Below are 23,549 nucleotides of genomic sequence, written 5' to 3'. Positions count from 1 at the left end.
CCCTATAAAACAACTATAAATAGAATTAGATTAAAAAAGAAAAACCTTCCTAGATTAGGAAGGTTTTTGAGCGAAAGACCGGGTTCGAACCGGCGACATTCAGCTTGGAAGGCTGACGCTCTACCAACTGAGCTACTTTCGCAAGACAGTACAAATATAATCCTTAAACTTTTCAACTTCCAAAAAAAATTACAGCTTTTTTAAAAAATGATAGCCCTTAATTACATAGTCTAAATTCATATAAAATTTATGAGACTTAAAGTTCTGGACGTAAGCATTTAACTCCTGCATCTCACAACCTTTACCTCTTGCATACTCAAAAATATATTCAAAAATTTCTTTCCCAAAACCTCTATTTTGGTATTCAGACTTAATAAAAACGTGGTCTGCTTCGCAAGATTTACCGGCATAATGACGCGTCATAAACCAAAGACCAAATGTGCCAATTACTTCTTCTTTTAAGTAAATGGCGAAGCACTCATAATTTTGATCGAACATTTCTCCCATTCGGGATTTCAATAATGATTCTTCTGTTTGATATTCAGATAGTTCCATAATAAGCGGAACAACCAAATCCATGTCTTTCTTTAAAATCTTGTTAATTGATAATTCCATCCCACGGTTTTCTGCGAAATTAGTCATAATTTTAGCTAGAATTAATAATCAGAATAAAATACTCATGAAAAATAAACCTGGAAAAATCCAAGACCTTATAGACGAAAAATTCATAGAGCAACGAAAGATATTTATGCGGGGACAAGTAGATGGGAAATCTGCTAAGCATGTGATAGATAGATTACTTTATTTGGATGCTATCTCCGATGAAGAAATTCAATTTTTCATCAATAGTCCCGGAGGTTTTGTAACCGATGGATTTGCAGTTTACGATACTATGAAATCGCTTAGAAGTCCAATTTCTACTATTTGTAGCGGATTGGCCGCATCCATGGGGTCTATTTTGCTTTCGGGAGGTACAAAAGGAAGAAGATTCATACAGCCATTGGCAAAAGTGATGATCCATCAGCCAAGCGGTGGAGCACGCGGACAAGCTTCTAATATCGAAATTCAGGCTGCCGAAATATTAAAAATAAAAGACATCAGTGCGAAAATTCTTTCTGAAAACTGTGGTCAGAAAATAGAAAAAGTGCTTAAAGATTTCAATCGCGATTATTGGATGGATGCAGATGAATCTATTAAGTATGGTATTGTAGATGGTGTATTTAAACCCTAAACTATGAGTCAGGAAATAAAACATAAAGAGAACGACACCAGAGGTATGTTCTATTTAGAAGATGAGAAAGGAATAACCTCTGAACTTACATATACTAAGAAAGATAATGGTGTTTTGGTAATAGACCATACTGAAACAAGATCTGAATTAGAGGGGAAAGGCTTGGCATCTATTCTTTTAAAAAGAAGTGTAGAATACGCCAGAGAGAACAATTATAAAATTGATCCTCTATGCCCTTTTGCTGAAGTTAAATTCGATGAACATAAAGAATATAGAGACGTTTTAGCAAGTTAATTCTTTAACATGAGCGCTGCCACTTTTACTGTTCAATTAATATCTGCTGGCGAAACCTATTTGGTAAGAAATATAGTTCTAAGGCCCGGAAGATCTGTTAAAGAGTGTTATTTTCTGGGAGATGATGCCAAAGGAACATTCCACTTAGGGATATTTAAAGATAATAATATAATTGGGGTTGCTAGTTTTATGAAAAACAGCAACCCTTTTTTTGATCATAATACACAATACCAACTTCGAGGAATGGCGGTTCTTCCGCAATATAAAGGACAAGGTTTGGGAACTTTACTTTTAAAAGAGGGAGAATTAAAAATCAGAAAAGAAGGAAAAGAACCGTTTTTATGGTTCAATGCTCGTGTTAGTGCTATCAATTTTTATAATAAACATGGATATCAAAATTTTGGACAAAAATTTGAAGTTCCCGGTGTTTGTGAGCATATTATAATGTATAAACTTCTTGAAAGTTAAAATTAGCAATTGGATGAATTGGTTGAGAACCCCAGCATTGATCAATAAAAAAATATTCCTAGTTGGAGGAATATTGCTTTTGCTTGTAGTTTTTAGCTGCAAGAAAGGGAATGACGAGACTAATAACTCTAAAGAAATTTCTAAAAACAGTCCCTTAGGGACTAAAAAAGCTATTTCTAAAATTCTTGAGAAATCTAAAGTGGATGATTTTTTCTTAAGTGATTCTATCAAGAAATTTTATACCGAAAGAGAAAACCTGCCGGCATGGAGCGATATCCAACTGCGTGAAGCTTTTATCAAAACCCTAAAAAATGCAGAAGCTGAAGGGCTTTATTTTAAAGATTATCACGGGAAAGGAATTGAAAAATTAGAGAAAAGCATTAACTCACTCAATAAAAAAGAAAAAAGCGAATTCGATATTTTACTTACCGATGCTTTTTTTAAGTTTAGTTCTCATCTTCTCAATGGTAAAACCGATCCACAAAAAATTCATGAGATTTTTGATCTTCCAAAAAATCAAGCAAAGCTAACGCATCTTCTTAATAAAGCGGTTTCTGAAAATGATCTAGAAATAGCACTTAATGAGCTAAGACCAAACCATCCTGTTTATAAGCAACTCATAGCCTCTCTGAAAGTTTATAAAGAGAAAATGGATGATGCCGATGATTTTAAAGAAATAGAAAATGGTGAGATGATAAAGCCTGGAATGAAGGATGCCCGATTGCCAAAGATCAAATTCAGATTGATGGTGTTAGGCTATTTAAAAGATATAGATCCATTTACTTACGATCATTCCCAACCGGTACAAGATGCTATAAAACAAGTGCAGCTCGAAAACGGGCTGTTATCTGATGGCATTATAGGGAACAGCACTATTAAACTCCTGAATATAGATTATAAAGACCGATACAATCAGATTTTGGCTAATCTGGAACGCTGGCGATGGTACCCTAGAGATTTAGGCAAGCATTATATTCTTGTGAACATTGCCAATTATCATTTAGATGTGGTGAAGGATAATGAGATTGTAAGAAGTCATAAAACAATGGTAGGAACCGATGTGCGGAAAACACCTATTTTTTCAGAAGAAATAAAATACATTGTCTTTAATCCCAATTGGACGATTCCGCCTACTATAAAAACTAAGGATGTGATTCCAGGAGTAAGAAAAGACTCTAGTTACTTAACGCGTAAAAATATAGACATTTATAGTTCAAATGGAGAATTGCTGGATCCAAGTTCAGTAGATTGGAATAGCAATGTAGTAAAATCTTATATCTACAGGCAAAAGCCGGGGAGTTCTAATCCATTAGGAAGAGTGAAAATTATTTATCCTAACAAACATTTAATCTATTTACACGACACTCCTTCAAAATCGCTTTTCGCACGTAATTCAAGAGCACAAAGCTCAGGCTGCATTAGAGTAGAAAACGTGATGGATCTTGCCGAATATCTTTTAAATGATCAGCCAACATATTCTTCAGAAAAAATTAATGAGATTCTTGAAGATGGAGCGTTAAAAGAGGTTAGAATGAAACAACAAATTAAGGTGCATCATTTCTATTGGACTGCCTGGACAGAAAACAGCAAACCTAGATTTACAGAGGATATTTACAATTACGATGAAAAGATTATAGAGGAGTTAAAAGAAGCCTCTATGCCTTGATCATTTCAGAATCCTTCAAATACGCTTTGTCTGCAGAGTGAATATAGATAACCGACTTATTTTTTATAACATTTATAATGTCATCATTAATTGCTGTTGGCAAAGCAGGACAGCCATAACTTCTCCCAAGTCTTCCTAATTTATTTACAAATGCAGGATTTGCATAGTTAGCACCGTGAACAACCACATAACGCTCACGAGCCTTAGAATTAAATTGCTTTTCCATTCCATCTATAAACATAGAATAGCCGTTTTTTCCATAATATGTTTCTCCTGTAACATAAAAGCCTAAAGAACTCTGTAGAGAATTTACTTTATTAGAAAACTTAGTTGCAAACTCGCTTCCCGTATTTTTACCATGCGCAACAACAGTATTAAATAGTACTTTATTGTTAGTCATATCTAAAACCCACATTCTTTTTTTGGTAGAAGACAAGGTAAAATCTATAATCGTAAGAATATTTTTTTTTAAATGCATTCTCATCAGATAACTTATAATATCCTATCATACCATTCTTAAAACTTTCAAGAGCTGGTACGCTGGTATTATTTTCTACAAAATCTGTATATACTTTTTTAATCTCTTCTTCAACGGTTAGATTTATCTCGATAGTTTCAGACAAATCAATTGGTTCTTCTGCGATGTTAGTCGCCTCTAGGGAATCGGCAGTAGTAAAAGCAAAAGAAAAAGTAAGGAAAGTAATTACGGTTAGGATTTTATAGCTCATAAAAGAAATGAAATTTTAAAATATTGTTAATTTTTTCCAAATATTATGCCAACTTACAAAAATTAAATCAAACTCGACCGATTAACGTCTATAATTTGTCTTTTGACGACAAAAGACCTTATTTGATTAATTTTCAGCTATTTAAAAATTTGTTGAACACACATAACAGCCATTAGAACGTGCATATTTCGAGATTATTTCATTTTATTTCAAAAAAAATTAAGAAAAATAAAATTTTAAATTTTAACATTTCGCTCTTCCTTTCTCCTTTGTTTAATAGGATTATGGATAGAAGTTTAAAAACTTGGACCAAAAAGTCGTTTTTTTAGTAAAATATTAATAGGACTATTTTAACATACCTGCATATAGTTTATATCTTTACACGCTTATAAGTAACTAATGAACAAGAAAGTACTTCTTATGATCTTGGATGGTTGGGGTATTACTCAAAATCCAGATATATCTGCCATTTCCAAAGCGAGCACTCCATTTATAGACAGTCTTTTTAAAAATCATCCAAATGCACAATTGCTTACTCATGGGATGAATGTGGGCTTACCGGAAGGGCAAATGGGGAACAGCGAGGTTGGCCACATGAATTTAGGTGCAGGAAGAATTGTATATCAGGATCTCGCAAAAATTAATCTTGCTGTTCAAAATAATAGTCTTATAAGTGAGCCTGTTTTAGAGCAAGCCTTCGATTACGCTGTAAAGCATGACAAACCTATTCATTTTATGGGATTGGTAAGTGATGGCGGTGTACATTCTCACATAGATCATTTAAAAGGCCTATTAAGCGCTGCGGAACAATTTGGCGTGAAAGAAAAATACGTGCATGCTTTTACAGATGGACGTGATGTAGACCCTAAATCTGGTGTTAAATTTATTGCTGAATTAAAAGAACATTTAGATAAAACCAATAGCAAATTAGCTTCGGTTATTGGAAGATTTTTTGCAATGGATAGGGATAAGCGTTGGGAACGAGTTCAAAAAGCATACGATCTTATTGTAACCGGAAAAGGACATGAAACGACCAATGCTGTTGAAGCGATTACCGAAAGTTATAAAAATGGAGTTACAGACGAATTTATCGAGCCAATAGTGCTCACCAATGAATCTGGACAACCAGTGGCTACCTTAAAAAATGATGAAGTTGTAATCTTCTTCAATTTTAGAACAGATAGAGGTAGACAATTAACGCAGGTATTATCTCAAGAAGATATGCCTCAGTTTTCTATGAAAAAAATGCCTTTGTATTATGTAACTCTTACAAAATACGATGATGAATTTACCAATATAAATATTGTCTTCAAAAAAGAGAATATTAAAACTACACTAGGTGAAGTATTGGAATATATGGGAAAAACTCAAATTCGGATTGCCGAAACAGAGAAGTATCCGCATGTTACCTTCTTCTTTTCCGGCGGCAGAGAAAAACCTTTTAAGGGAGAAAAACGCATTATGTGTAACTCTCCAAAAGTTGCAACCTACGATCTACAACCGGAGATGAGCGCTTATGAGATTCGGGATAAAATAATTCCGGAATTAAAAACCAAAAAAACAGATTTTATATGCTTGAACTTTGCAAATCCAGATATGGTAGGCCATACCGGGGTTTTAGATGCGGCAATTAAAGCTTGTGAAGTTGTAGATGAATGTACACAAAAGGTAGTAGAAACCGCCATAAATAATGACTACAGTATTTTGTTAATTGCAGATCATGGGAATTGCGAAGTGATGATAAATGCAGATGGATCGCCGAATACGTCGCATACAATCAATCCTGTGCCGGTTATATTGATAGACAATGATATTAAATCCATAAAAAATGGTAATTTAGGGGATATAGCACCGACTATCCTTAAGTTGATGGGTATAACCAAGCCCGAATTAATGACTCAAGAACCTTTAATTTAATACAAATAGAATAATATGAAAATTAGTTTATACCTTTTAGCATTCACATTTTTAGCAAGTTGTGGCAATACCAACAAAACTACAAGTACAAGTTCAACAACAACTTCTACAACGACTTCAACTTCTACAATCAGTTCTTCGGAAATGGCTGTAGAGACAAAAACTAAATCTAATATGCAAGAAGGAATGTTAGTAGGTGAATTTGATAAAGCCGATCTAGAGCAGGAAGCGTTTTCAAAATGGTTCAATGAAGGTTATAATGAATTTAATCCTTCTGCTGAAGCTATGGCGACTATAAAAAAGAACATAAATGATTACGAGATAGTTGCTTTTATGGGAACTTGGTGTCCAGATAGTAGAAGAGAGACGCCAAAAGTTTATAAAATTTTAGATGAGGCTGGTTATAATATGTCTAAGCTAACATTTTACGGAGTGAATAGACAAAAGACAACTACAGATAATATTGAAAAAGAATTTGATTTAAACAGAGTTCCAACCGTTATCTTTTTAAAAGACGGAAAAGAAGTGAATCGTTTTGTAGAATATCCAAGAGAATCTATAGAAGAAGATTTTGCTAAAATCGTTTCCGGAGAAGATTATATGAACTCCTATGCAAACTAAATAATAAGACGAATATCCCTACGTATTTTGAATTTTATTAACGCATTTTTCTTAGTAATTTTGCAGCATGTTTAATACCAAAACGATTGCTGTAGATTTTGATGGGACTATAGTAGAAAATAGGTATCCAAAAATAGGAAAACCTATCCTTTTTGCTGTAGAAACATTGCTCCATTTACAGAAAGATGGGCATTTATTGATCCTTTGGACTTACAGGTCCGGTAGAGAATTAGACGAAGCCGTAGAATTCTGTAAACAAAAAGGCATTAATTTTTATGCTATTAATAAAAGTTACCCCGAAGAGATATACGATGATACCCTGAGTAGAAAAATTCAGGCAGATATTTTTATAGACGATAGAAATATCGGCGGGCTTCGTGGTTGGGGAGAAATTTATCATGAATTAGCTTCTTCTCCAGAGAAAGCAAAGTTTAAGATCAAGAAGAAAAAAAGTAAATCAGGTAAGCGGATCCTGAGTTATATTAAATCGAAATTATGATTATATCCAAATCCAAAGAGGAAATTGAATTAATGCGTGAGAGTGCTTTGGTAGTTTCCAGAACCTTGGGAATGTTAGCTTCAGAAATAAAACCTGGAGTTACAACATTAAAACTAGACAAATTAGCTGAAGAATTTATTAGAGAACAAAATGCAATCCCGGGATTTTTAGGATTGTATGATTTCCCCAATACATTATGTATGAGTCCTAATGCGCAGGTAGTACATGGTATCCCAAATGATACTCCGCTTAAGGAAGGAGATATTATCTCTATAGACTGCGGGGCCATTAAAAATGGGTTTTATGGGGATCACGCTTACACCTTTCCAATTGGAGAAGTGGCAGAGGAAACTAAAAAATTATTACAAGTAACTAAAGAATCACTTTACGAAGGCATCAACGAATTTAGAGCCGGTAAGCGAGTAGGTGATGTTGGGTATGCAATACAGAAGTATTGCGAAGACCATGGTTATGGTGTAGTAAGAGAACTTGTAGGACATGGTTTAGGTAAAACTATGCATGAAGACCCGGAAATGCCAAATTATGGCAAAAGAGGTCGTGGTAAGAAATTTATTGAAGGAATGGTTGTGGCTATAGAGCCTATGATCAATCTTGGAACAAAAAATATAAATCAGCTAAAAGACGGCTGGACAATCCTAACTGCAGATAATAAACCGAGTGCGCATTTTGAACACAATGTAGCCTTGGTAGATGGAAAGCCCGAATTGCTTTCTACATTTAAGTACATCTACGACGCATTAGGCATTACAAGTAACGAAGAAGACAAATTTAGATCTAAAGTGTATGGTTAAGAATTTCCGACAAGAGCAATGGGTTACCTATCATGATGAATCGTGGCAGGATAGATTTGTGTATAAAATCTCCAATCATGGTAGAGTGATAAGTTTCGTTAAAAATCCGGAAGGAGAACTTATTAAAGGTGGTAGAACCGCAGGATATTTATCCTTTGTGGTAATGCTGAAAAATGGCAAAAAGAAGAATTTATATTTTCATAGGGTTATTGCTGAATGTTTTCTTGAGAAGAAAGAAGACGATATTTTTGTGATCCATAAGAATTATAAAAAGCAAGAAAATCACGTTTCAAATTTAGCATGGACCAATAAAGAAGAATGGACAAAGCATCAATTTGGGAATCCAAATGTGAAGGAGAACAAGATGAAGCGTAAGCTAAGACAGGTAACTTCCTATTCTAAACTTAGCTATGCACAGGCCGTGATTTTAAAGAAAAAATTATTGGATCCAAATAGAAAAACCAGAATTAGAGTATTGGCTAAGCAATTTGGAGTTTCAGAAATGCAGTTGTACAGAATAAAATCTGGAGAAAATTGGGGTGATATCGAAGTATGATCCAAAAGGCATTTAAATTCTTTTTAAATAAAATACCCCGGCCGCTATTAATAAGAGTTAGTTATTTAATTCGGCCGCTAATAGCCTTCAGTTTAAGAGGCTCAAAATATACCGACCCTATAGACGGGAAATCCTTTCGCAAGTTTCTGCCTTATGGGTATGAGCAGCAACGAGAAAATGTACTCTCTCCTTCTACCCTTTCTTTAGAACGCCATCGACTATTATGGTTGTACCTAAAAAATAAAACTGCCCTTTTTACTGAAAAAACTAAATTGCTACATTTTGCACCGGAACAAGCTTTTTATAAGCGGTTCAAGAAAATGGAGAATCTTAAGTACACTACTACCGATCTCAATTCTCCTCTAGCAGATGTAAAAGCAGATATCTGTAATCTGCCTTTTGAAGACAATTCTTTCGATTTTATACTTTGTAATCACGTTTTGGAGCACATTCCAGATGATACGAAAGCTATGCAGGAACTTTACAGAGTTTTATCCCCTGGAGGAATAGCTATTTTGCAAATCCCTCAAGATCTTAGCAGAGCTACCACGTTTGAAGACAATTCTATAACTTCCAGAAAAGAAAGAGCTAAGATTTTTGGGCAATATGATCACGTTCGGGTATATGGTAGAGATTATTTCGATAAACTAAGAAGCATTGGTTTTAAAGTTGAAGAAATAGCTTATACTGATGCTTTATCTCCTTCAGAAATCGATAAATTTAGATTAGCACAAGGGGAAATTATTCCTGTGTGTACTAAATAATCAAATATTATTTCCTTAACACATCTTCGAAGCCTGGAGTACTAAACACTTTTATATCTCCATCCTCTTCAGCATAAATAAAATATACATCTACACCCTTAATTCTTGAAAGCATTTCTTTTGAACGTTCCAAACCTAAAGCCATGAATGCTGTAGCATAACCATCGGCTAGAGTACAGTTGTTTGCAAGAACAGAGGCGCTTAATAAATTACTCTTTTCAGATCTTCCAGTTTTTGGATTAATGGTGTGCACGTAACGTTGCCCCGTAATAGAATCCAATCTAAATTTTCTGTAATTCCCGGAAGTAGCCATGCCTCTATCTTTAAGATATAAGGTAGCTTTTAATTCTCGTTTTTCATCCTTCTGTAAAGGATCATCGATCCCCACTACCCAAGGCTCTTCAGAAACTTCATTGATACCCTTTGCCACAAGTTCTCCGCCTAATTCAACCAGGTAATTAGATACATTTTTAGAATTCAAATATTCAGCAATAACATCTACGGTAAACCCTTTTGCAATTGCATTGTAATCTAAATAGATTTCCGGATGTTCCTTAAGAACTCTGCCGTCTCTAGAGAGCCTTACTTTAGTCAAGCCCACATATTGCAACATAGAATCTATTTGGGTGCTGTTTAAGCTGTCCTTCTTTCTTTCAGGACCAAAGCCGTAGGCATTCACTAAGTTTCCAACAGTAGGATCGAAAAAACCTCTACTTTCGTAAAATATTTTTCCTGAATAATTAAAAACCTGTCTAAAATTTTGATCAACCACAATGCTTGTATCTCCCTTATTGATTTTGGAAATATCTGAATCTGGAAGATAAGTACTCATAGATTTATTGATGACTTCAAAAATAGAGTCTAATCCTTTCTGAATAGGCAATTCTGTTTCGTGGAAGAATTTAACCTGATAGGTGGTTCCCAAGGCTTCCCCCGCAAAAACTTGTGCTTCCGGACCTTTTGAACAGCTGTAAAGCGTTAACCCAATTACTAATGTTAATAGTAGCGCTTTCAAATTAAATCTCTTGTAGTCCTTCATAATTAACTGTATAATCTTCATCTTTTAAAACAGGCTTATCGTAATCTCTTGAATTTGCGATCCCAACTCCTGCATAATATGTTTTAGCATTAAATTTTAACGCGTGATCTTTAATATCCTTCATGAAACGCGGATCATAATATTTAGGATCTACAGGATATGGAATTGCACGAACGATCACAAAATTCAATTTTTTATCTTTTAAAGCAACAAATTGTGGATTTCGTTTTAGCTGGCTGTTAACACCTAAAAATTCATAACCATCATCTTCCAGTTCCTTACCTACTATATTCATCGCGAGGTTATGAAGCTCTTGATCTGTTAATTTATCTTTCATAGCTTTCAAAAATACAATTATTGCTAAAGAGCTAATAAAAAAAAAGACCGACTATTTACATAGGTCGGTCTTTTATATATTTAAACTAGATCATGGTTTATCCACCAAAATCATCGAATCTTACATTTTCTGGAGGAACTCCAAAATCATCGGTCATTTTTTCTACGGCCTTGTTCATTAAAGGTGGTCCACAGAAATAGTACTCGATATCCTCAGGAGTTTCATGATATTGTAAATAGTTATCTATTACCACTTGGTGGATAAATCCTACAAATCCGTCTCCTTCTCCTTCAATTCCATCTTTTACTTTCCAGTTATCTTCTTCCATAGGTTCAGATAATGCTAAGTAAAATTTGAAATTTGGAAAATCTCTTTCTAATGCTCTAAAGTGCTCTGTATAGAAAAGTTCTCTTTTAGAACGTCCTCCATACCAGTAAGTCACTTTTCTTCCAGTTTTAAGTGTACGGAAAAGGTGATATAAGTGAGAACGCATTGGTGCCATACCGGCTCCACCACCTACATAAAGCATTTCTGAGTCACTTTCGTTAATAAAGAATTCTCCGTAAGGTCCAGAAATAACTACTTTATCGCCTTCCTTTCTAGAAAAGATATAAGAAGAAGCAATTCCAGGATTTACATCCATCCAACCATTTTTAGCTCTATCAAAAGGAGGTGTTGCTACACGAACGTTTAGCATGATCTCACGACCTTCAGCAGGATAAGAGGCCATAGAATAAGCACGCTCTACCGTTTCAGAATTTTTCATCTTTAAAGGCCAAAGCTTAAATTTATCCCATTCAGCTTTAAATTTATCAGGCTCTCCTGGGTGTTCATCCGGATGCGCAGTAATATCCATATCTTCAAATTTTACCTCACATGAAGGAATTTCAATTTGAATATATCCACCTGCTTTATAGTCCATTTCCTCAGGGATCTCAACTACAAATTCCTTAATAAACGATGCTACGTTATAGTTACGAACTACAGTTGCTTCCCATTTTTTAATTCCGAATACCTCTTCCGGGATCTGGATTTTCATATCTTCTTTCACCTTTACCTGGCAACCAAGTCTCCAACCTTGAGCGATCTCTTTTCTTGTAAAATGAGGCTCTTCTGTTGGTAGGATTGTTCCACCACCATCGGTAACTATACATTTACACTGGATACAAGTTCCACCTCCACCACATGCAGATGGTAAGAATAATTTATTCTCTCCTAAAGTAGAAAGTAAGGTTCCACCAGAACCAACTGTTAGATCCTTTTCTCCGTTAACTTTAATAGTAACAGGCCCAGACGGAACTAATTTGGCTTTAGCACCCAGTAATATGGAAACTAATAAAAGCATTAGTACTAAGAATACTATTATACTTGCTATAATAACTGTCATTGTTGTGTCTTTTTATTATAATTCGATTCCCATAAAACTCATAAACCCAATTGCCATTAACCCTGTAATAATAAAGGTTATTCCTAATCCCTTTAAAGGTGCAGGAACATTCGAATAAGCAATTTTTTCTCTAATAGCTGCAATAGCCAAGATAGCTAAGAACCATCCTATTCCACTACCTAAACCGTAGGTAACAGCTTCTGTAATGGCAGTAAAACTCTTTTGCTGCATAAATAAAGATCCCCCGAGAATAGCACAGTTTACTGCAATAAGCGGAAGAAAAATCCCTAATGCTCCATAAAGAGCAGGTGCAAATTTTTCTACTATCATTTCTACCAACTGCACCATTGATGCAATTACAGCAATAAACATTATGAAACTCAAGAAACTAAGATCTACATTAGCATACTCCGGATTTAACCATTCCAAAGCTCCTGGTCTTAGTAAATATTGATCTAACAAAAAGTTGATTGGAACAGTGATGGTAAGTACAAAGATTACCGCCGCACCTAAACCAACAGCTGTTTTTACTGTTTTTGACACTGCTAAATAGGAACACATTCCTAAGAAGTAGGCAAAAATCATATTTTCTATGAAAATACTTCTAACAAATAAATTTATATAATCCATTATTATAATGCTTTAGCGCTGTTAGTTGTTTTGTTCTATTAATTTACGGTTTCTTGCACGTTGTACCCAGATAATGATACCAACCACAATAAGTGCCATAGGAGACAATAACATTAATCCGTTATTCTCGTAACCGTAAGCATACAATCCGGTAGATTCTGCTGCAACTGCCGCTTTGTGACCTAACACTTCGAATCCGAATAATTTACCAGATCCTAGAAGCTCTCTAAAAAAGGCTACAATTATTAAAATCACACCGTATCCGGCAGCGTTTCCTATACCATCAAGAAAAGATTTGTATACTCCGTTTCCTAAAGCAAAGGCTTCCAAACGTCCCATGATAATACAGTTGGTAATAATAAGACCAACAAACACCGACAGTTGTTTACTTACATCGTATGCATACGCCTTTAATATTTGATCTACCAAGATTACCAAGGAAGCAACAATTACCAATTGCACGATAATTCTAATTCTATTTGGGATCAAGTTTCTAATTAAAGAAACGATCATGTTAGAAAATGCCAATACCGCAGTTACTGCTAATGCCATTACAATTGCAGGTTCTAATTGAACAGTAATTGCCAATGCAGAACATATACCTAATACCTGAACAGTAATTGGGTTATCGTCATCTAATGGATCGCTTAATAACTTTCGGTTATTCTTCGATAAAAAGTGCTCTTTTTCTTCAGTGTTAGAAAGAAATAAGATCATTTCCTTTTTCTTTGCTTCTTTTGCTTCAGAAGTTATTTTAGTATCTATAGCCATAATTACTTAATTGCTACTTTAATATCCTTTTGCTTTTTGAAATATGGTAGGTAATGGATTAATCTTTCAGAAATCATATCTGAAACTCCATCTCCCGTAATAGTAGCACCAGAAATAGCATCTACTTTATTATCATCTTTATTAGATGGCCCCACATTACCTTTAACTACAGAAACTCCAATTAGATTGCCACTTCCATCATAGATTTTTTCATCTGTAAAACGCTCTCTAAACCAGGTCTGAGTGATCTCTGCACCAAGTCCCGGAGTTTCCCCTTTATGATCGAAAACCGCACCTTTAATGGTGTTTATATCATCCTTTAAAGCAATATATCCCCAGATAGCATCCCAAAGACCTTTTCCTCTAAGCGGAATAATGTAATACTTAGCTCCTTCGATATTTGCAATGTATAAAGGATAGATTTGCTCCTCTCCCGGCTTCTTTAATTCTCTAGCAAGATCTACTGTAAAAGCATCTGCTTTTTCGTCTATACTCCCATCTTCTTTTAAGGCGATAGTTTCAGTGATATACTTATTATATTTCTCTTCTGCTTCGCTTCTTTCGGTTTCTATTCCAACAGTAGCTAAGATATTTTGCATCTTTTCCTGACGTACATTCTCGTTTTGAATAGCTGCAGTGATGTAGCTGTAAAAGCCAATACACTCGCTACAACTACCACCATTATAATGGCAAACATAAATGTATAGCCGTTGGTGTTTGTTTTATTTACTGGTATTTCTTCCATAATTAAACTGCTGTTTTAATTTGTCCGGAGGCGCTTACCGCTCTTTTCTTTCGTCTATTAATGTTCGCTTGAATTACATAATGATCTATTGCCGGAGCAAATACATTCATCAATAATATCGCCAACATTATTCCTTCTGGATACGCAGGATTAAATATACGGATCATTACCGCGAAGAATCCTATTAAAAACCCGTAGATCCATTTTCCTTTTAAAGTTTGCGCTGCAGAAACAGGATCTGTCGCCATAAACACAATACCAAAAGATAAACCACCAACGATCAAGTGCTGGTACCATGGAAAGTTCGTTAAAGCATTCCCTTCAATTCCCATGTTAGGTAACGCATTAAAAATTAATGCCATTACAGCTGCACCAATAAAAGAACTCAATATTATTCTCCAGCTTCCTACCTTAGTTAGAACTAAAAGTAATGCTCCAGCCAAAACACAAATTGTTGAAGTCTCCGCTATAGATCCCGGAATAATTCCCGAGAACATATCCATTGCGCTATAGGCAACATCATTTCCAGACGCTAAGCTTCCTAAAATAGTTTCTCCAGAAACTCCATCTACATTATATGCTTCACTAACCCAAACTTTATTTCCAGACATATATGTTGGGTACGCAAAGAAAGCAAATGCTCGAGCAGTTAATGCAGGATTTAAAATGTTCATCCCAGTTCCACCAAAAGCTTCTTTACCAATAACTACGGCGAAAACCACAGAGATTGCTACCATCCATAAAGGAATATCTATAGGCATGATCATTGGGATTAAAAGCCCCGTAACCAAATACCCCTCATTCACCTCGTGACCTCTAAAGATCGCGAAAGCAAATTCAATTCCTAAACCAACACCATAGGAAACAGCAATCATAGGAAGTATTTTCCATGCGCCATGCATAAAAGCTTCCATAAATGGTACTCCATCTGCGTATTCAGGTAGTTGATGTAAATACTGGTAACCACCATTCCACATTCCAAAGATAAGCGCAGGAACTAAAGCTAAAACCACGGTGATCATGGTTCTCTTTAAATCTACGGCATCCCTAACATGTGCTCCTTTTTGAGTAGTATGATTTGGAGTGTATAAAAAAGTATCCAATGCATTAATAGCCGGTGCATACTTCTCAAACTTTTCACCTTTACCAAAAGGCTCCTTAAATTTATCTAGTTTTTGTCTAATCCATTCCATAATTCAACTTTTTAACCTACTTCGGTAATCATTAAATCCAAGCCAAGACGAATAATCTCCTGAGCTTCTAATTTTGAAGTGTTCACATAATCTATTAAAGCAAAATCTTCCGGAGCTACTTCATAGATCCCAAGATTTTCCATTTTTTCGATATCACCAGCGATACATGCCTTAAGCAATTGCATTGGGAATATATCCATAGGCAACACTTCCTCCATTTCTCCTGTAACCACTAAAGCACGTTCTTCCCCATTTAAATTGGTAGTAAGAGCGTATTTCTTTTTTGGAAACATCCAGGAAAGAGAAGTTCTGGAAACGGAATGAATATTATTATATGTGAATGGTAGCCATCCAAACATTCTATACTTATTTCCTTCCGGAATTAAGGTTAGCGTATTATTATAAAATCCGATGTACTGATTGTTAGAAAGCTTAGTTCCGGTTAAAACATCTCCGGAAATAATTCTAACATCATCTGATACCTGACCGATTAAATCTGAAGAATTAGCTCCAATTTTAATCTTATAATATTTATGATCTTTAGCTTCACTACCAGTTAAAGCGATGGTTCTATCTGCATGGTACTGCCCTGTTAAAAAGACATTTCCAATAATAGCAACATCTTCTGCACCTACAGCCCAAACTCTTTCCCCCATATTAATAGGATCTATTTTATGGATCTGGATACCAACATTTCCTGCCGGATGAGGACCAGAAACCTTATGAAGCTCTACTCCAGTTATTCCTTTTAGAATCGCTTCGGAAGAATCATCTACTGAAAGATGTACCTTTCCTGAGGTTAATTTCTGAAGTGCGTTAACTCCTTCTTGGAAAGCCGCAACTTTATCCTTCAGGACAAAACCAAAATCTGCCGATAATGGAGCTGTACTAACAGTAGAAATAAAGATCGCTTTTGGAGTATCCTCTGGGGAAGCAACAATATCGTAAGGCCGTTGATTTAAAAATGCACCACAGCCACTTTCGAAAATGCGATTTTTCACAGCTTCTGCAGTAGCACTTGTAGCGTTCATTTTTCCAAAATCCTTAAAACTATCTTTAGGATCTGCATCTACGATAACCTCAATAATTCGGCGCTTTTCTGCTCGTTTAATTTCTTTAAGAGTTCCACTAACCGGAGAAGTGAACGTTAAATTCTCATCGTATTTTGAAGAGAATAAAACATCACCTGCCAAAACTGTAGCCCCTTCTTTAAGAGCCATTTTTGGAACAACCGAGTGAAAATCTGGTGGTTTAATGGCGTAAGTCTTGGACCTTGGGGCCTCAACAACTTGTTTTTCCGCCTCCCCTTTTAAACGTAGAGTAAGCCCTCTTTTAATTCGAATGTCTTTTGACATAGGATGGAGTGTATATTAAATTTATTTTTTTAAGTGTGCAAATTTACTAATTTTAACCCTACAACTCCCAAAGAAATTACATATTTTTCAGAGTAACACTTGTTAAAGTCCCTTGGTAGAATAAAGGGAATAGATTTTGTAATTGCCTTAAATCTAATAACTATTTAAATGAAGAAAATTCTTAGCTTGTTTTGTTTTCTTTGGATAACGCTTTCGATTGCTCAGGTACAAGTAGAAGTTTTGCCTCCCAATTATATTAAAACAATCATTTTTAAAGGCAATTCTAATGTTACCGGGAACCCTGTGCTTCAATTAGGTGAAACTCTTAATTTAGAATTTGATGATATTATTGGAGACGAAGCCAATTATTACTATATAATCGAGCATTTTAATTACGATTGGACCCCTTCAGAATTAAAAAAATCTGAATATTTAAATGGATTCGATAATGTGAGAATCAATAATTATAATAACTCCTATAACACCTTACAAGGATACACTCATTACAGCTTAAGTATTCCTAATAAAGACACTCAATCTTTAAATGTTAGCGGGAATTACTTATTGAAGGTTTTAAATGAGAACGACGAATTGGTTTTTTCTAGAAAGTTTATGGTATATCGGCCAATTGCTCAGGTTAAGGTTGCCGTTAAAAGATCGAGGGATCTCAAATATATTAATTCGAGACAGGTGGTTAACTTCAGTATAAATTCTCCGGAATTTTTAATTAGAAATCCAGAATCTACCATAAAAGTACTTATTACTAAAAATCATAATTTAAAGTCGGCGATAGAGAACATCAAGCCGCAATATACCATTGGAAATGAGCTGATTTATAAATACGATCAGGAAACTTCTTTTCAAGCAGGGAACGAATATTTACAATTTGACAGTAAAGACATTCGATCTACAACTTTAGACATTGGGCGAATAGAATTGAATGAACTCTATAGTCATTTTCTTTTTACAGACAGGTCTAGGATTACTGAGCCGTATACTTATAATCCAGATATCAATGGGCAATTTGTAATTCGCACGCTACAAGGTGAAAATTCTGCAATTGAAGCAGAGTATGTTTGGACACATTTTAAACTTCAAAATTACGATCCTTTGGACGGAGGAGAACTTCACTTATACGGTGCATTTAATAATTTCGAGTTAGATGATTCTACTTTGATGAAATACAACAAAGTAAGCGGGGTTTACGAAAATACCATGCTCACCAAGCAAGGCTTTTATAATTATAAATATGTGCATTTAACTAAGGATGGATTCTTAGATGAAGGATTTATTAGTGGAAATTTTGAAGTAACTGAAAACGAATACCAAGTTTTAGTGTATTTTAGAGACTTGGGAGCAAGATTCGACCAAATTATTGGTTTTGGAAATGCGAGTTCCCTGAATATTTCTAACTAACCAACATTCAAAATATTTAGCTTATGAAGAGCGAACGCTCCTTAACTAAATACCGTGGTCTTCATTGTCTTAATTGCAATCATCCTTTAGACATAAGCGACAAATATTGCAATAACTGCGGCCAATTAAATAGTACCAAAAAACTGTCTTTTAACGACTTTTTCTTGGAATTCTTCGCCGGAATCTTCTCTTATGATTCCAGAATGAGAAGAACCCTGAGCACACTTATTTTTCGTCCAGGGAAAATATCCAAAGATTATATTAATGGTATGCGCACGCGTTACGCCAATCCATTTCGATTCTTTTTAAGTGTTGCCATTATATTTTTTGTTATTTGGAGTTTTACATTTCAGTCCACAAACTTTAGTGCTTTTTCGGACAACACACCCGAGATGAATTTGGATCGGTTATCTGAAGAGGAAAAGAAAGAGTTAAACGAAGAGCTTAAAAAAATTCCTTTTGGAAAAGATATCGACTTAGACTCTATTGTGACCAACAAACCCATAGAGAAAATCAAGGACTACAATTATAAAGACCACTATCTAACACAAGAGCAGCTGGATTCTTTAAATTTCGGAAAATCATTATTTAAACAAATAGGTCTCTACTCTGAATTTTACAATCAAACCAATGTTCTGGATCCGGTTGAAGCAATAGACAGCTTAGAACACACCAATAAATTTTTGAACAGATATTTATATAGAAAGGCAGTAGATACTCAGATTATAAAGAAAAATCCAAAGGTGTTTTTTGATTATCTTATTAGTAAATCTCCCTTTATTATATTTTTCTACTTACCGGTTTTCGCATTGATTATTTGGCTTTTCTATTTCTACAAGCCTATTAATTACATGGAGCATTTAGTTTTTACATTCCATGTTCAAAGTACATTTTTCGTATTTGTGCTTATAGGCTTACTAATAGATCTTATTTTCAAAACAGATTTGTTTACAACTTTAGTGCTTTTCTTATTTCTTTTCTATTTATATAAGGCGTTGCGGAACTTCTATAAAGAAGGCAGGTTTGTAACGATTGTTAAATTTATGGCTCTAAATTTTATATTTCTTACATTAGCTGTAATCGCAGCGATAATTTCTGCGCTTACTTTTTTCGCAATTAGATAATTATGGTTCAAAAAGTTACATGTGGAATTAAAATTTCCGTTGAAACCAATTTCGAAGGCACATTTTATAAGAATTATAAAATCCACTTTGCTTTTGGTTATCAGATAACTATTGAAAATCAGAGTAAAGATTCGGTGCAATTAACTTCCAGGTTCTGGAATATTAAAGATGCTCTCAAGGATACCGAAATCGTACAAGGAGAAGGAGTTATAGGAAAAAAGCCAATTTTAAAGCCCGGCGAAACTCATACCTATAGTAGTGGCTGCTTGCTTTCTGCTCCATTTGGCTCTATGAGTGGATATTATACCATGACTAATTTTACAACTTCAAAAAAGATCAAAGTCGCAATTCCTTCCTTCAAATTAGGCGCTCCTTTTGCATTGAATTAGCCTCATTAAGGCAATTTAAAACAACTTCCTTTTCATTTTATTTTAAACATTTCCTTTTCGAAATAATGCGCAGGAAAAGCACTCCTGTTTTAAAATTCTATTTCAATTTTATTTTCATCTCTTAAATCCATAAACCGCATTTTAGTCGAATCCTGAGCACCTTCAATTTGAGTGATATTTTGAGTTTTTACAAATCCCCTATTCATTATTACGTCTATTTCTGGATTTCCAACTCCTGCTGAAGCATGAAAATTCCATAGTGATTTTGCATCGAGACTATTTTCTTTCTGAAATTCATCAAACCAGCTTTCTCTCATTTTTTTCATTTCAGAAGAATATAAAGGTGACGACGACCAAATATGAGATTTTAGATCTAAATCTTTAAAGTGCTTTACACCACCATCCCAAACAAGTTCCAGAAAACGTAATTCAGTATTCCAATCTACTGCCACTATTGTAAAAGGTTCAATATTTTTGAAGTTATAGTTTTCTATTGCCTCATCAATAGAAATTGCTTCTAAAAGATCCTTTACCACCACGCCCCTACTTAAACGATAGCTATCCTCCTTGATGTGCGGTTTAAACTCTCCATTCAGCAAACATATTAATCGATTTCGCTCACTTACACCTATCCAGGTTCCTCCCGCCAATTTATCTTTTGGGTAGAGCATTTTTATTCCGTTTTCAGAATAAAACTTTGGAGAAATCGCTTCCCTTTCTGCAGCTTCATCTCTATTAGAAGTGAGAATGAAACCGTTTCTTTTGTTGGAAATAGGAAGCAAGGTTACTGTACACATAGGTTTGGTATATACTAGCTAATTTACAACTTCTTCACCTAATTCATCGTCGAACTTCTCTAGTTGAAACACAAGGTATCTCGGTTAATTTTTTCTATATTTACGGCCATAAAATTGAATAAAAACATCTAAAAAATAATTATGGGAAAAGGATTTTTTCAAGTTCCGACAGCGATTAACGATCCAATAAAATCGTATGCTCCGGGATCACCTGAAAGAGAGGAAGTATTACTTACTTATAAAGATATGTATAATGAAAAAATGGATGTTCCATTGTACATAGGTTCCGAGGAGATACGCACAGGAGATACTATGAGTATGAATCCTCCACATGATCATAAACACGATCTTGGTAAATTTCATTTAGCCAAGAAAAAACATATAGAACAAGCAATTGAGACAGCTCTTGAAGCAAGAACGGCCTGGGCAGAATTACCTTGGGAGCAAAGAGCGGCGGTGTTTTTAAAAGCAGCGGCTTTAGTAGCCGGACCATATAGATCAAGAATCAATGCTGCAACAATGATTGGGCAATCAAAAACGATTTTTCAAGCAGAGATCGATTCTGCATGTGAATTGGTAGACTTCTTGACTTTTAACGTAGAATATATGGCTCAAATTTATGAAGAGCAACCAGAATCTGCACCGGGAGTTTGGAATAGATTGGAATATCGCCCTTTAGAAGGATTTGTATATGCTATTACTCCTTTCAACTTTACAGCTATTGCCGGAAATCTTCCTGCAAGTGCTGCATTAATGGGAAATACAGTAGTTTGGAAACCTAGTGATAGTCAAATATTTTCTGCACAAGTTATCATGGAAGTTTTCCAAGAAGCAGGAATACCTCCGGGAGTAATCAATATGGTAATGGGAGATCCGGTTATGATCACCGATACGGTATTGGCAAGTCCAGATTTTGCAGGAGTTCATTTCACTGGAAGTACAAGCGTATTTAAAGGAATTTGGGCAAAAATTGGTGCAAACATAGATACGTACAAGACATATCCACGAATAGTTGGAGAAACAGGTGGTAAAGATTTTATCCTTGCCCACCCATCTGCGAATGCAAAACAAGTTTCTACTGCAATTACAAGAGGAGCTTTTGAATTTCAAGGGCAAAAATGTAGTGCCGCTTCCAGAGCATATATTCCAAAAAGCCTTTGGGCAGATGTGAAAAAATATTTGGTAGCCGATGTGAATTCATTTAAAATGGGTTCTCCTGAGGATATGAGTAATTTTATTACCGCTGTGATCCATGAAGGTTCTTTTGATAAATTGGCGAAGTATATAGACCAAGCTAAAAAAGACAAAAACGCTGAGATCGTTGTAGGTGGAAATTATGACAAATCCAAAGGATGGTTTATTGAACCAACAGTTATACTAACCACAGATCCTCATTATACAACAATGGAAACAGAGTTGTTTGGTCCAGTAGTGACTATTTATGTATATGATGACAATAAATGGAAAGAAACTTTAAAGTTAGTTGATGAAACAAGCATCTATGCTTTAACAGGAGCAGTCCTTTCTGGAGATAGATATGCGGCAGCACAAGCAACTCAGGCATTACAAAATTGTGCGGGTAACTTCTACATTAACGATAAATGCACAGGAGCTGTTGTTGGTCAACAACCTTTTGGAGGAGCAAGAGCAAGTGGAACAAACGATAAAGCAGGTTCTAAACTTAATTTATTAAGATGGGTCTCTCCACGCTTAATTAAAGAAACCTTTGTAACACCTACAGATTATAGGTATCCCTTTTTAGGAGAATAATCAGTAAGTATATTTAATATTGTAAGCCGCAAATTTGAAGTTTGCGGCTTTTTTAATATTTAAAATATGTGGAGGAATACTATATTGATTTATAGGGTAAGTTGAAAGTAATAGAAAATTTTTATATGGAAAGAATAATTCTAGAATTCGATCGGAGAACTATAATTCACTTCTCAATAAAATTAGTTCCAAAAATTTAGAAAAAAGAGTTATAATGAAAATTGTAATTTAACATTTAAGTAAGAAAACAGCATCTAAAAAAATTAACAAGTAAAAACCTACATTAACATGCTTTTTTATTTAAAAAAAGTTATAAATCACATATTTAGTGTGTTTTAGCTAAAATTTTTACCTTTTATCTAAACCGTTTATAAACATTCTGCGTACATTTGGTAGCTGTTATAAACAAAATTATATGGGAAAAATTACCCTGATGGTTAGAACCATTGCTTATTTGTTACTAATATTTGGTTCTTCTAACTATATTTTCGGAATAAATTCTTCAAATTTAGATAATGATTTTTCTAATACTGGAGAAGTTTTTGCCTTATTGGTTGAATCTAGGGATATAGTATCTTTAGAATTGAACAATTCTGGATTGGAAACATTCACGGCAACCAATTGTAAAACAACTTCTACTAATGACTCGGTATATTTTGCAAAACCTACTATAGCTTTGCAAACTATACCCACAATATGCAAAGGTAAACCGACCGTAAATCTTTCGTATACTGGAACTACTCAAAGCCCTACTAAATATTCGATTATTTTTAGTGCGACCGCTAAGGCTCAAGGATTTTCAGATGTTATTGATAAATCTCATACATTTAACTCAGGAGGAGGAGAAGGAAATATCTCAATTAACATTCCTTCTGGAGCAGGTAATGGAACGTATACTGCCACTTTTTTTGTTAGCAATACAGAAAAAGGTGATGATAAAACCATCACGATTACTATAAGTGATAATCAAGACCCAACAATTACAGCACCAGCAAATGTTTCAGCAAATACAGACTCAGGAAAATGTACTGCCACGGGGG

Annotated in this window: 26 protein-coding genes, 1 tRNA gene and 1 pseudogene; 15 read left to right on the top strand and 13 right to left on the bottom strand. The window is 34.8% G+C overall.

Annotation, left to right across the window (positions count from 1 at the left end):
• Positions 1-69: 69 nt before the first annotated feature.
• Together ON07_RS02780 and ON07_RS02775 are read right to left on the bottom strand one after the other, a co-directional pair.
• Positions 70-142 (bottom strand) — tRNA-Gly (locus tag ON07_RS02780).
• A 47-nt stretch (positions 143-189) separates the two neighbouring features.
• Positions 190-642: a GNAT family N-acetyltransferase gene (locus ON07_RS02775; protein WP_010228013.1), complete on the bottom strand. Its 453-nt coding sequence runs from the start codon at positions 640-642 to the stop codon at positions 190-192.
• 37 nt (positions 643-679) lie between these two features.
• On the opposite strand from ON07_RS02775, the gene ON07_RS02770 reads away from it, so the two are divergent.
• From ON07_RS02770 to ON07_RS02755, 4 genes are read left to right on the top strand one after another with little or no spacing between them, the layout of a single operon-like run.
• Positions 680-1,231, top strand: a complete 552-nt coding sequence (locus ON07_RS02770; RefSeq protein ID WP_010228012.1) for a ClpP family protease — start codon at positions 680-682, stop codon at positions 1,229-1,231.
• 3 nt (positions 1,232-1,234) lie between these two features.
• Complete coding sequence (locus ON07_RS02765) at positions 1,235-1,525, top strand: GNAT family N-acetyltransferase (RefSeq protein ID WP_010228011.1); 291 nt, start codon at positions 1,235-1,237, stop codon at positions 1,523-1,525.
• Positions 1,526-1,534: 9 nt separating this feature from the next.
• Positions 1,535-1,993 (top strand): GNAT family N-acetyltransferase, encoded by a 459-nt coding sequence (locus ON07_RS02760; RefSeq protein WP_010228010.1) that lies wholly within the window; start codon positions 1,535-1,537, stop codon positions 1,991-1,993.
• Positions 1,994-2,006: 13 nt separating this feature from the next.
• Positions 2,007-3,659 carry a L,D-transpeptidase family protein gene (locus tag ON07_RS02755; protein ID WP_155807117.1) on the top strand — a complete coding sequence of 551 codons (1,653 nt, stop codon included), beginning with the start codon at positions 2,007-2,009 and terminating at the stop codon, positions 3,657-3,659.
• Here the strand turns inward: ON07_RS02755 and ON07_RS16915 are convergent.
• A complete protein-coding gene (locus tag ON07_RS16915) occupies positions 3,649-4,074 on the bottom strand; it encodes a murein L,D-transpeptidase catalytic domain family protein (protein WP_237708841.1) in 426 nt (141 codons plus the stop codon). The genes ON07_RS02755 and ON07_RS16915 overlap by 11 nt on opposite strands.
• Positions 4,052-4,387: a hypothetical protein gene (locus tag ON07_RS16910; protein WP_237708840.1), complete on the bottom strand. Its 336-nt coding sequence runs from the start codon at positions 4,385-4,387 to the stop codon at positions 4,052-4,054. The genes ON07_RS16915 and ON07_RS16910 overlap by 23 nt, the downstream gene beginning before the upstream one ends.
• Positions 4,388-4,786: 399 nt before the next feature.
• On the opposite strand from ON07_RS16910, the gene gpmI reads away from it, so the two are divergent.
• The 6 genes from gpmI to ON07_RS02720 all read left to right on the top strand — a co-directional run bounded on the left by gpmI (position 4,787) and on the right by ON07_RS02720 (position 9,556).
• Entirely contained in the window at positions 4,787-6,304 is a 1,518-nt protein-coding gene (gene gpmI, locus ON07_RS02745) for a 2,3-bisphosphoglycerate-independent phosphoglycerate mutase (RefSeq protein WP_010228008.1), read from the top strand.
• Positions 6,305-6,319: 15 nt separating this feature from the next.
• Positions 6,320-6,925: a thioredoxin family protein gene (locus ON07_RS02740; RefSeq protein WP_010228007.1), complete on the top strand. Its 606-nt coding sequence runs from the start codon at positions 6,320-6,322 to the stop codon at positions 6,923-6,925.
• Positions 6,926-6,992: 67 nt separating this feature from the next.
• Positions 6,993-7,424, top strand: a complete 432-nt coding sequence (locus ON07_RS02735) for a BT0820 family HAD-type phosphatase (protein WP_010228006.1) — start codon at positions 6,993-6,995, stop codon at positions 7,422-7,424.
• Positions 7,421-8,236, top strand: a complete 816-nt coding sequence (gene map / locus ON07_RS02730; protein WP_010228005.1) for a type I methionyl aminopeptidase — start codon at positions 7,421-7,423, stop codon at positions 8,234-8,236. Before ON07_RS02735 ends, map begins: the two co-directional genes overlap by 4 nt.
• On the top strand, positions 8,229-8,792 hold the full coding sequence (locus ON07_RS02725) for an NUMOD4 domain-containing protein (protein WP_010228003.1): 564 nt from the start codon (positions 8,229-8,231) through the stop codon (positions 8,790-8,792). The genes map and ON07_RS02725 overlap by 8 nt, the downstream gene beginning before the upstream one ends.
• Positions 8,789-9,556: a class I SAM-dependent methyltransferase gene (locus tag ON07_RS02720; protein WP_010228001.1), complete on the top strand. Its 768-nt coding sequence runs from the start codon at positions 8,789-8,791 to the stop codon at positions 9,554-9,556. Before ON07_RS02725 ends, ON07_RS02720 begins: the two co-directional genes overlap by 4 nt.
• 7 nt (positions 9,557-9,563) lie before the next feature.
• On the opposite strand, the gene ON07_RS02715 is transcribed toward ON07_RS02720, so the two are convergent.
• The 8 genes and pseudogenes from ON07_RS02715 to ON07_RS02680 all read right to left on the bottom strand — a co-directional run bounded on the left by ON07_RS02715 (position 9,564) and on the right by ON07_RS02680 (position 17,013).
• Positions 9,564-10,595: an FAD:protein FMN transferase gene (locus ON07_RS02715; protein WP_010227999.1), complete on the bottom strand. Its 1,032-nt coding sequence runs from the start codon at positions 10,593-10,595 to the stop codon at positions 9,564-9,566.
• Complete coding sequence (locus ON07_RS02710) at positions 10,573-10,932, bottom strand: hypothetical protein (protein ID WP_029331369.1); 360 nt, start codon at positions 10,930-10,932, stop codon at positions 10,573-10,575. The genes ON07_RS02715 and ON07_RS02710 overlap by 23 nt, the downstream gene beginning before the upstream one ends.
• A 97-nt stretch (positions 10,933-11,029) precedes the next feature.
• Complete coding sequence (gene nqrF / locus ON07_RS02705) at positions 11,030-12,319, bottom strand: NADH:ubiquinone reductase (Na(+)-transporting) subunit F (protein WP_010227996.1); 1,290 nt, start codon at positions 12,317-12,319, stop codon at positions 11,030-11,032.
• Positions 12,320-12,334: 15 nt separating this feature from the next.
• The gene (nqrE, locus tag ON07_RS02700) at positions 12,335-12,949 is read right to left on the bottom strand and encodes an NADH:ubiquinone reductase (Na(+)-transporting) subunit E (RefSeq protein WP_010227994.1); all 615 of its coding nucleotides are present in this window, start codon (positions 12,947-12,949) and stop codon (positions 12,335-12,337) included.
• Between the two features lie 21 nt (positions 12,950-12,970).
• A complete protein-coding gene (locus ON07_RS02695) occupies positions 12,971-13,720 on the bottom strand; it encodes an NADH:ubiquinone reductase (Na(+)-transporting) subunit D (protein ID WP_010227992.1) in 750 nt (249 codons plus the stop codon).
• A 2-nt stretch (positions 13,721-13,722) separates the two neighbouring features.
• A pseudogene (locus ON07_RS14295) lies at positions 13,723-14,465 on the bottom strand (Na(+)-translocating NADH-quinone reductase subunit C).
• Between the two features lie 2 nt (positions 14,466-14,467).
• Entirely contained in the window at positions 14,468-15,658 is a 1,191-nt protein-coding gene (locus ON07_RS02685) for an NADH:ubiquinone reductase (Na(+)-transporting) subunit B (RefSeq protein WP_010227986.1), read from the bottom strand.
• A gap of 11 nt (positions 15,659-15,669) precedes the next feature.
• Positions 15,670-17,013 (bottom strand): Na(+)-translocating NADH-quinone reductase subunit A, encoded by a 1,344-nt coding sequence (locus ON07_RS02680; protein WP_010227985.1) that lies wholly within the window; start codon positions 17,011-17,013, stop codon positions 15,670-15,672.
• A 168-nt stretch (positions 17,014-17,181) separates the two neighbouring features.
• On the opposite strand from ON07_RS02680, the gene ON07_RS02675 reads away from it, so the two are divergent.
• From ON07_RS02675 to apaG, 3 genes are read left to right on the top strand one after another with little or no spacing between them, the layout of a single operon-like run.
• Positions 17,182-18,429: a type IX secretion system plug protein gene (locus ON07_RS02675; RefSeq protein WP_010227983.1), complete on the top strand. Its 1,248-nt coding sequence runs from the start codon at positions 17,182-17,184 to the stop codon at positions 18,427-18,429.
• Positions 18,430-18,452: 23 nt separating this feature from the next.
• Positions 18,453-19,553, top strand: coding sequence for a DUF3667 domain-containing protein (locus ON07_RS02670; RefSeq protein ID WP_029331367.1), 1,101 nt, complete (start codon positions 18,453-18,455; stop codon positions 19,551-19,553).
• Positions 19,554-19,555: 2 nt separating this feature from the next.
• The gene (gene apaG, locus ON07_RS02665; protein WP_010227979.1) at positions 19,556-19,942 is read left to right on the top strand and encodes a Co2+/Mg2+ efflux protein ApaG; all 387 of its coding nucleotides are present in this window, start codon (positions 19,556-19,558) and stop codon (positions 19,940-19,942) included.
• Positions 19,943-20,031: 89 nt separating this feature from the next.
• Here the strand turns inward: apaG and ON07_RS02660 are convergent, their stop codons facing one another.
• Positions 20,032-20,739, bottom strand: coding sequence for an NRDE family protein (locus tag ON07_RS02660; protein WP_010227977.1), 708 nt, complete (start codon positions 20,737-20,739; stop codon positions 20,032-20,034).
• Between the two features lie 141 nt (positions 20,740-20,880).
• Between ON07_RS02660 and pruA the strand changes: the two genes are divergently transcribed.
• On the top strand, positions 20,881-22,509 hold the full coding sequence (gene pruA / locus ON07_RS02655) for an L-glutamate gamma-semialdehyde dehydrogenase (RefSeq protein ID WP_010227975.1): 1,629 nt from the start codon (positions 20,881-20,883) through the stop codon (positions 22,507-22,509).
• A 415-nt stretch (positions 22,510-22,924) separates the two neighbouring features.
• A partial coding sequence (locus tag ON07_RS02650) for a hypothetical protein (RefSeq protein WP_033445014.1) occupies positions 22,925-23,549 on the top strand: 625 nt, incomplete at its 3' end.

The sequence above is a fragment of the Gillisia marina genome (genome assembly GCF_000258765.1).
GTDB lineage: Bacteria > Bacteroidota > Bacteroidia > Flavobacteriales > Flavobacteriaceae > Gillisia > Gillisia marina.
Note: the sequence above shows the minus strand (reverse complement) of the source record. Positions and strands in the feature narration are given on the sequence as shown.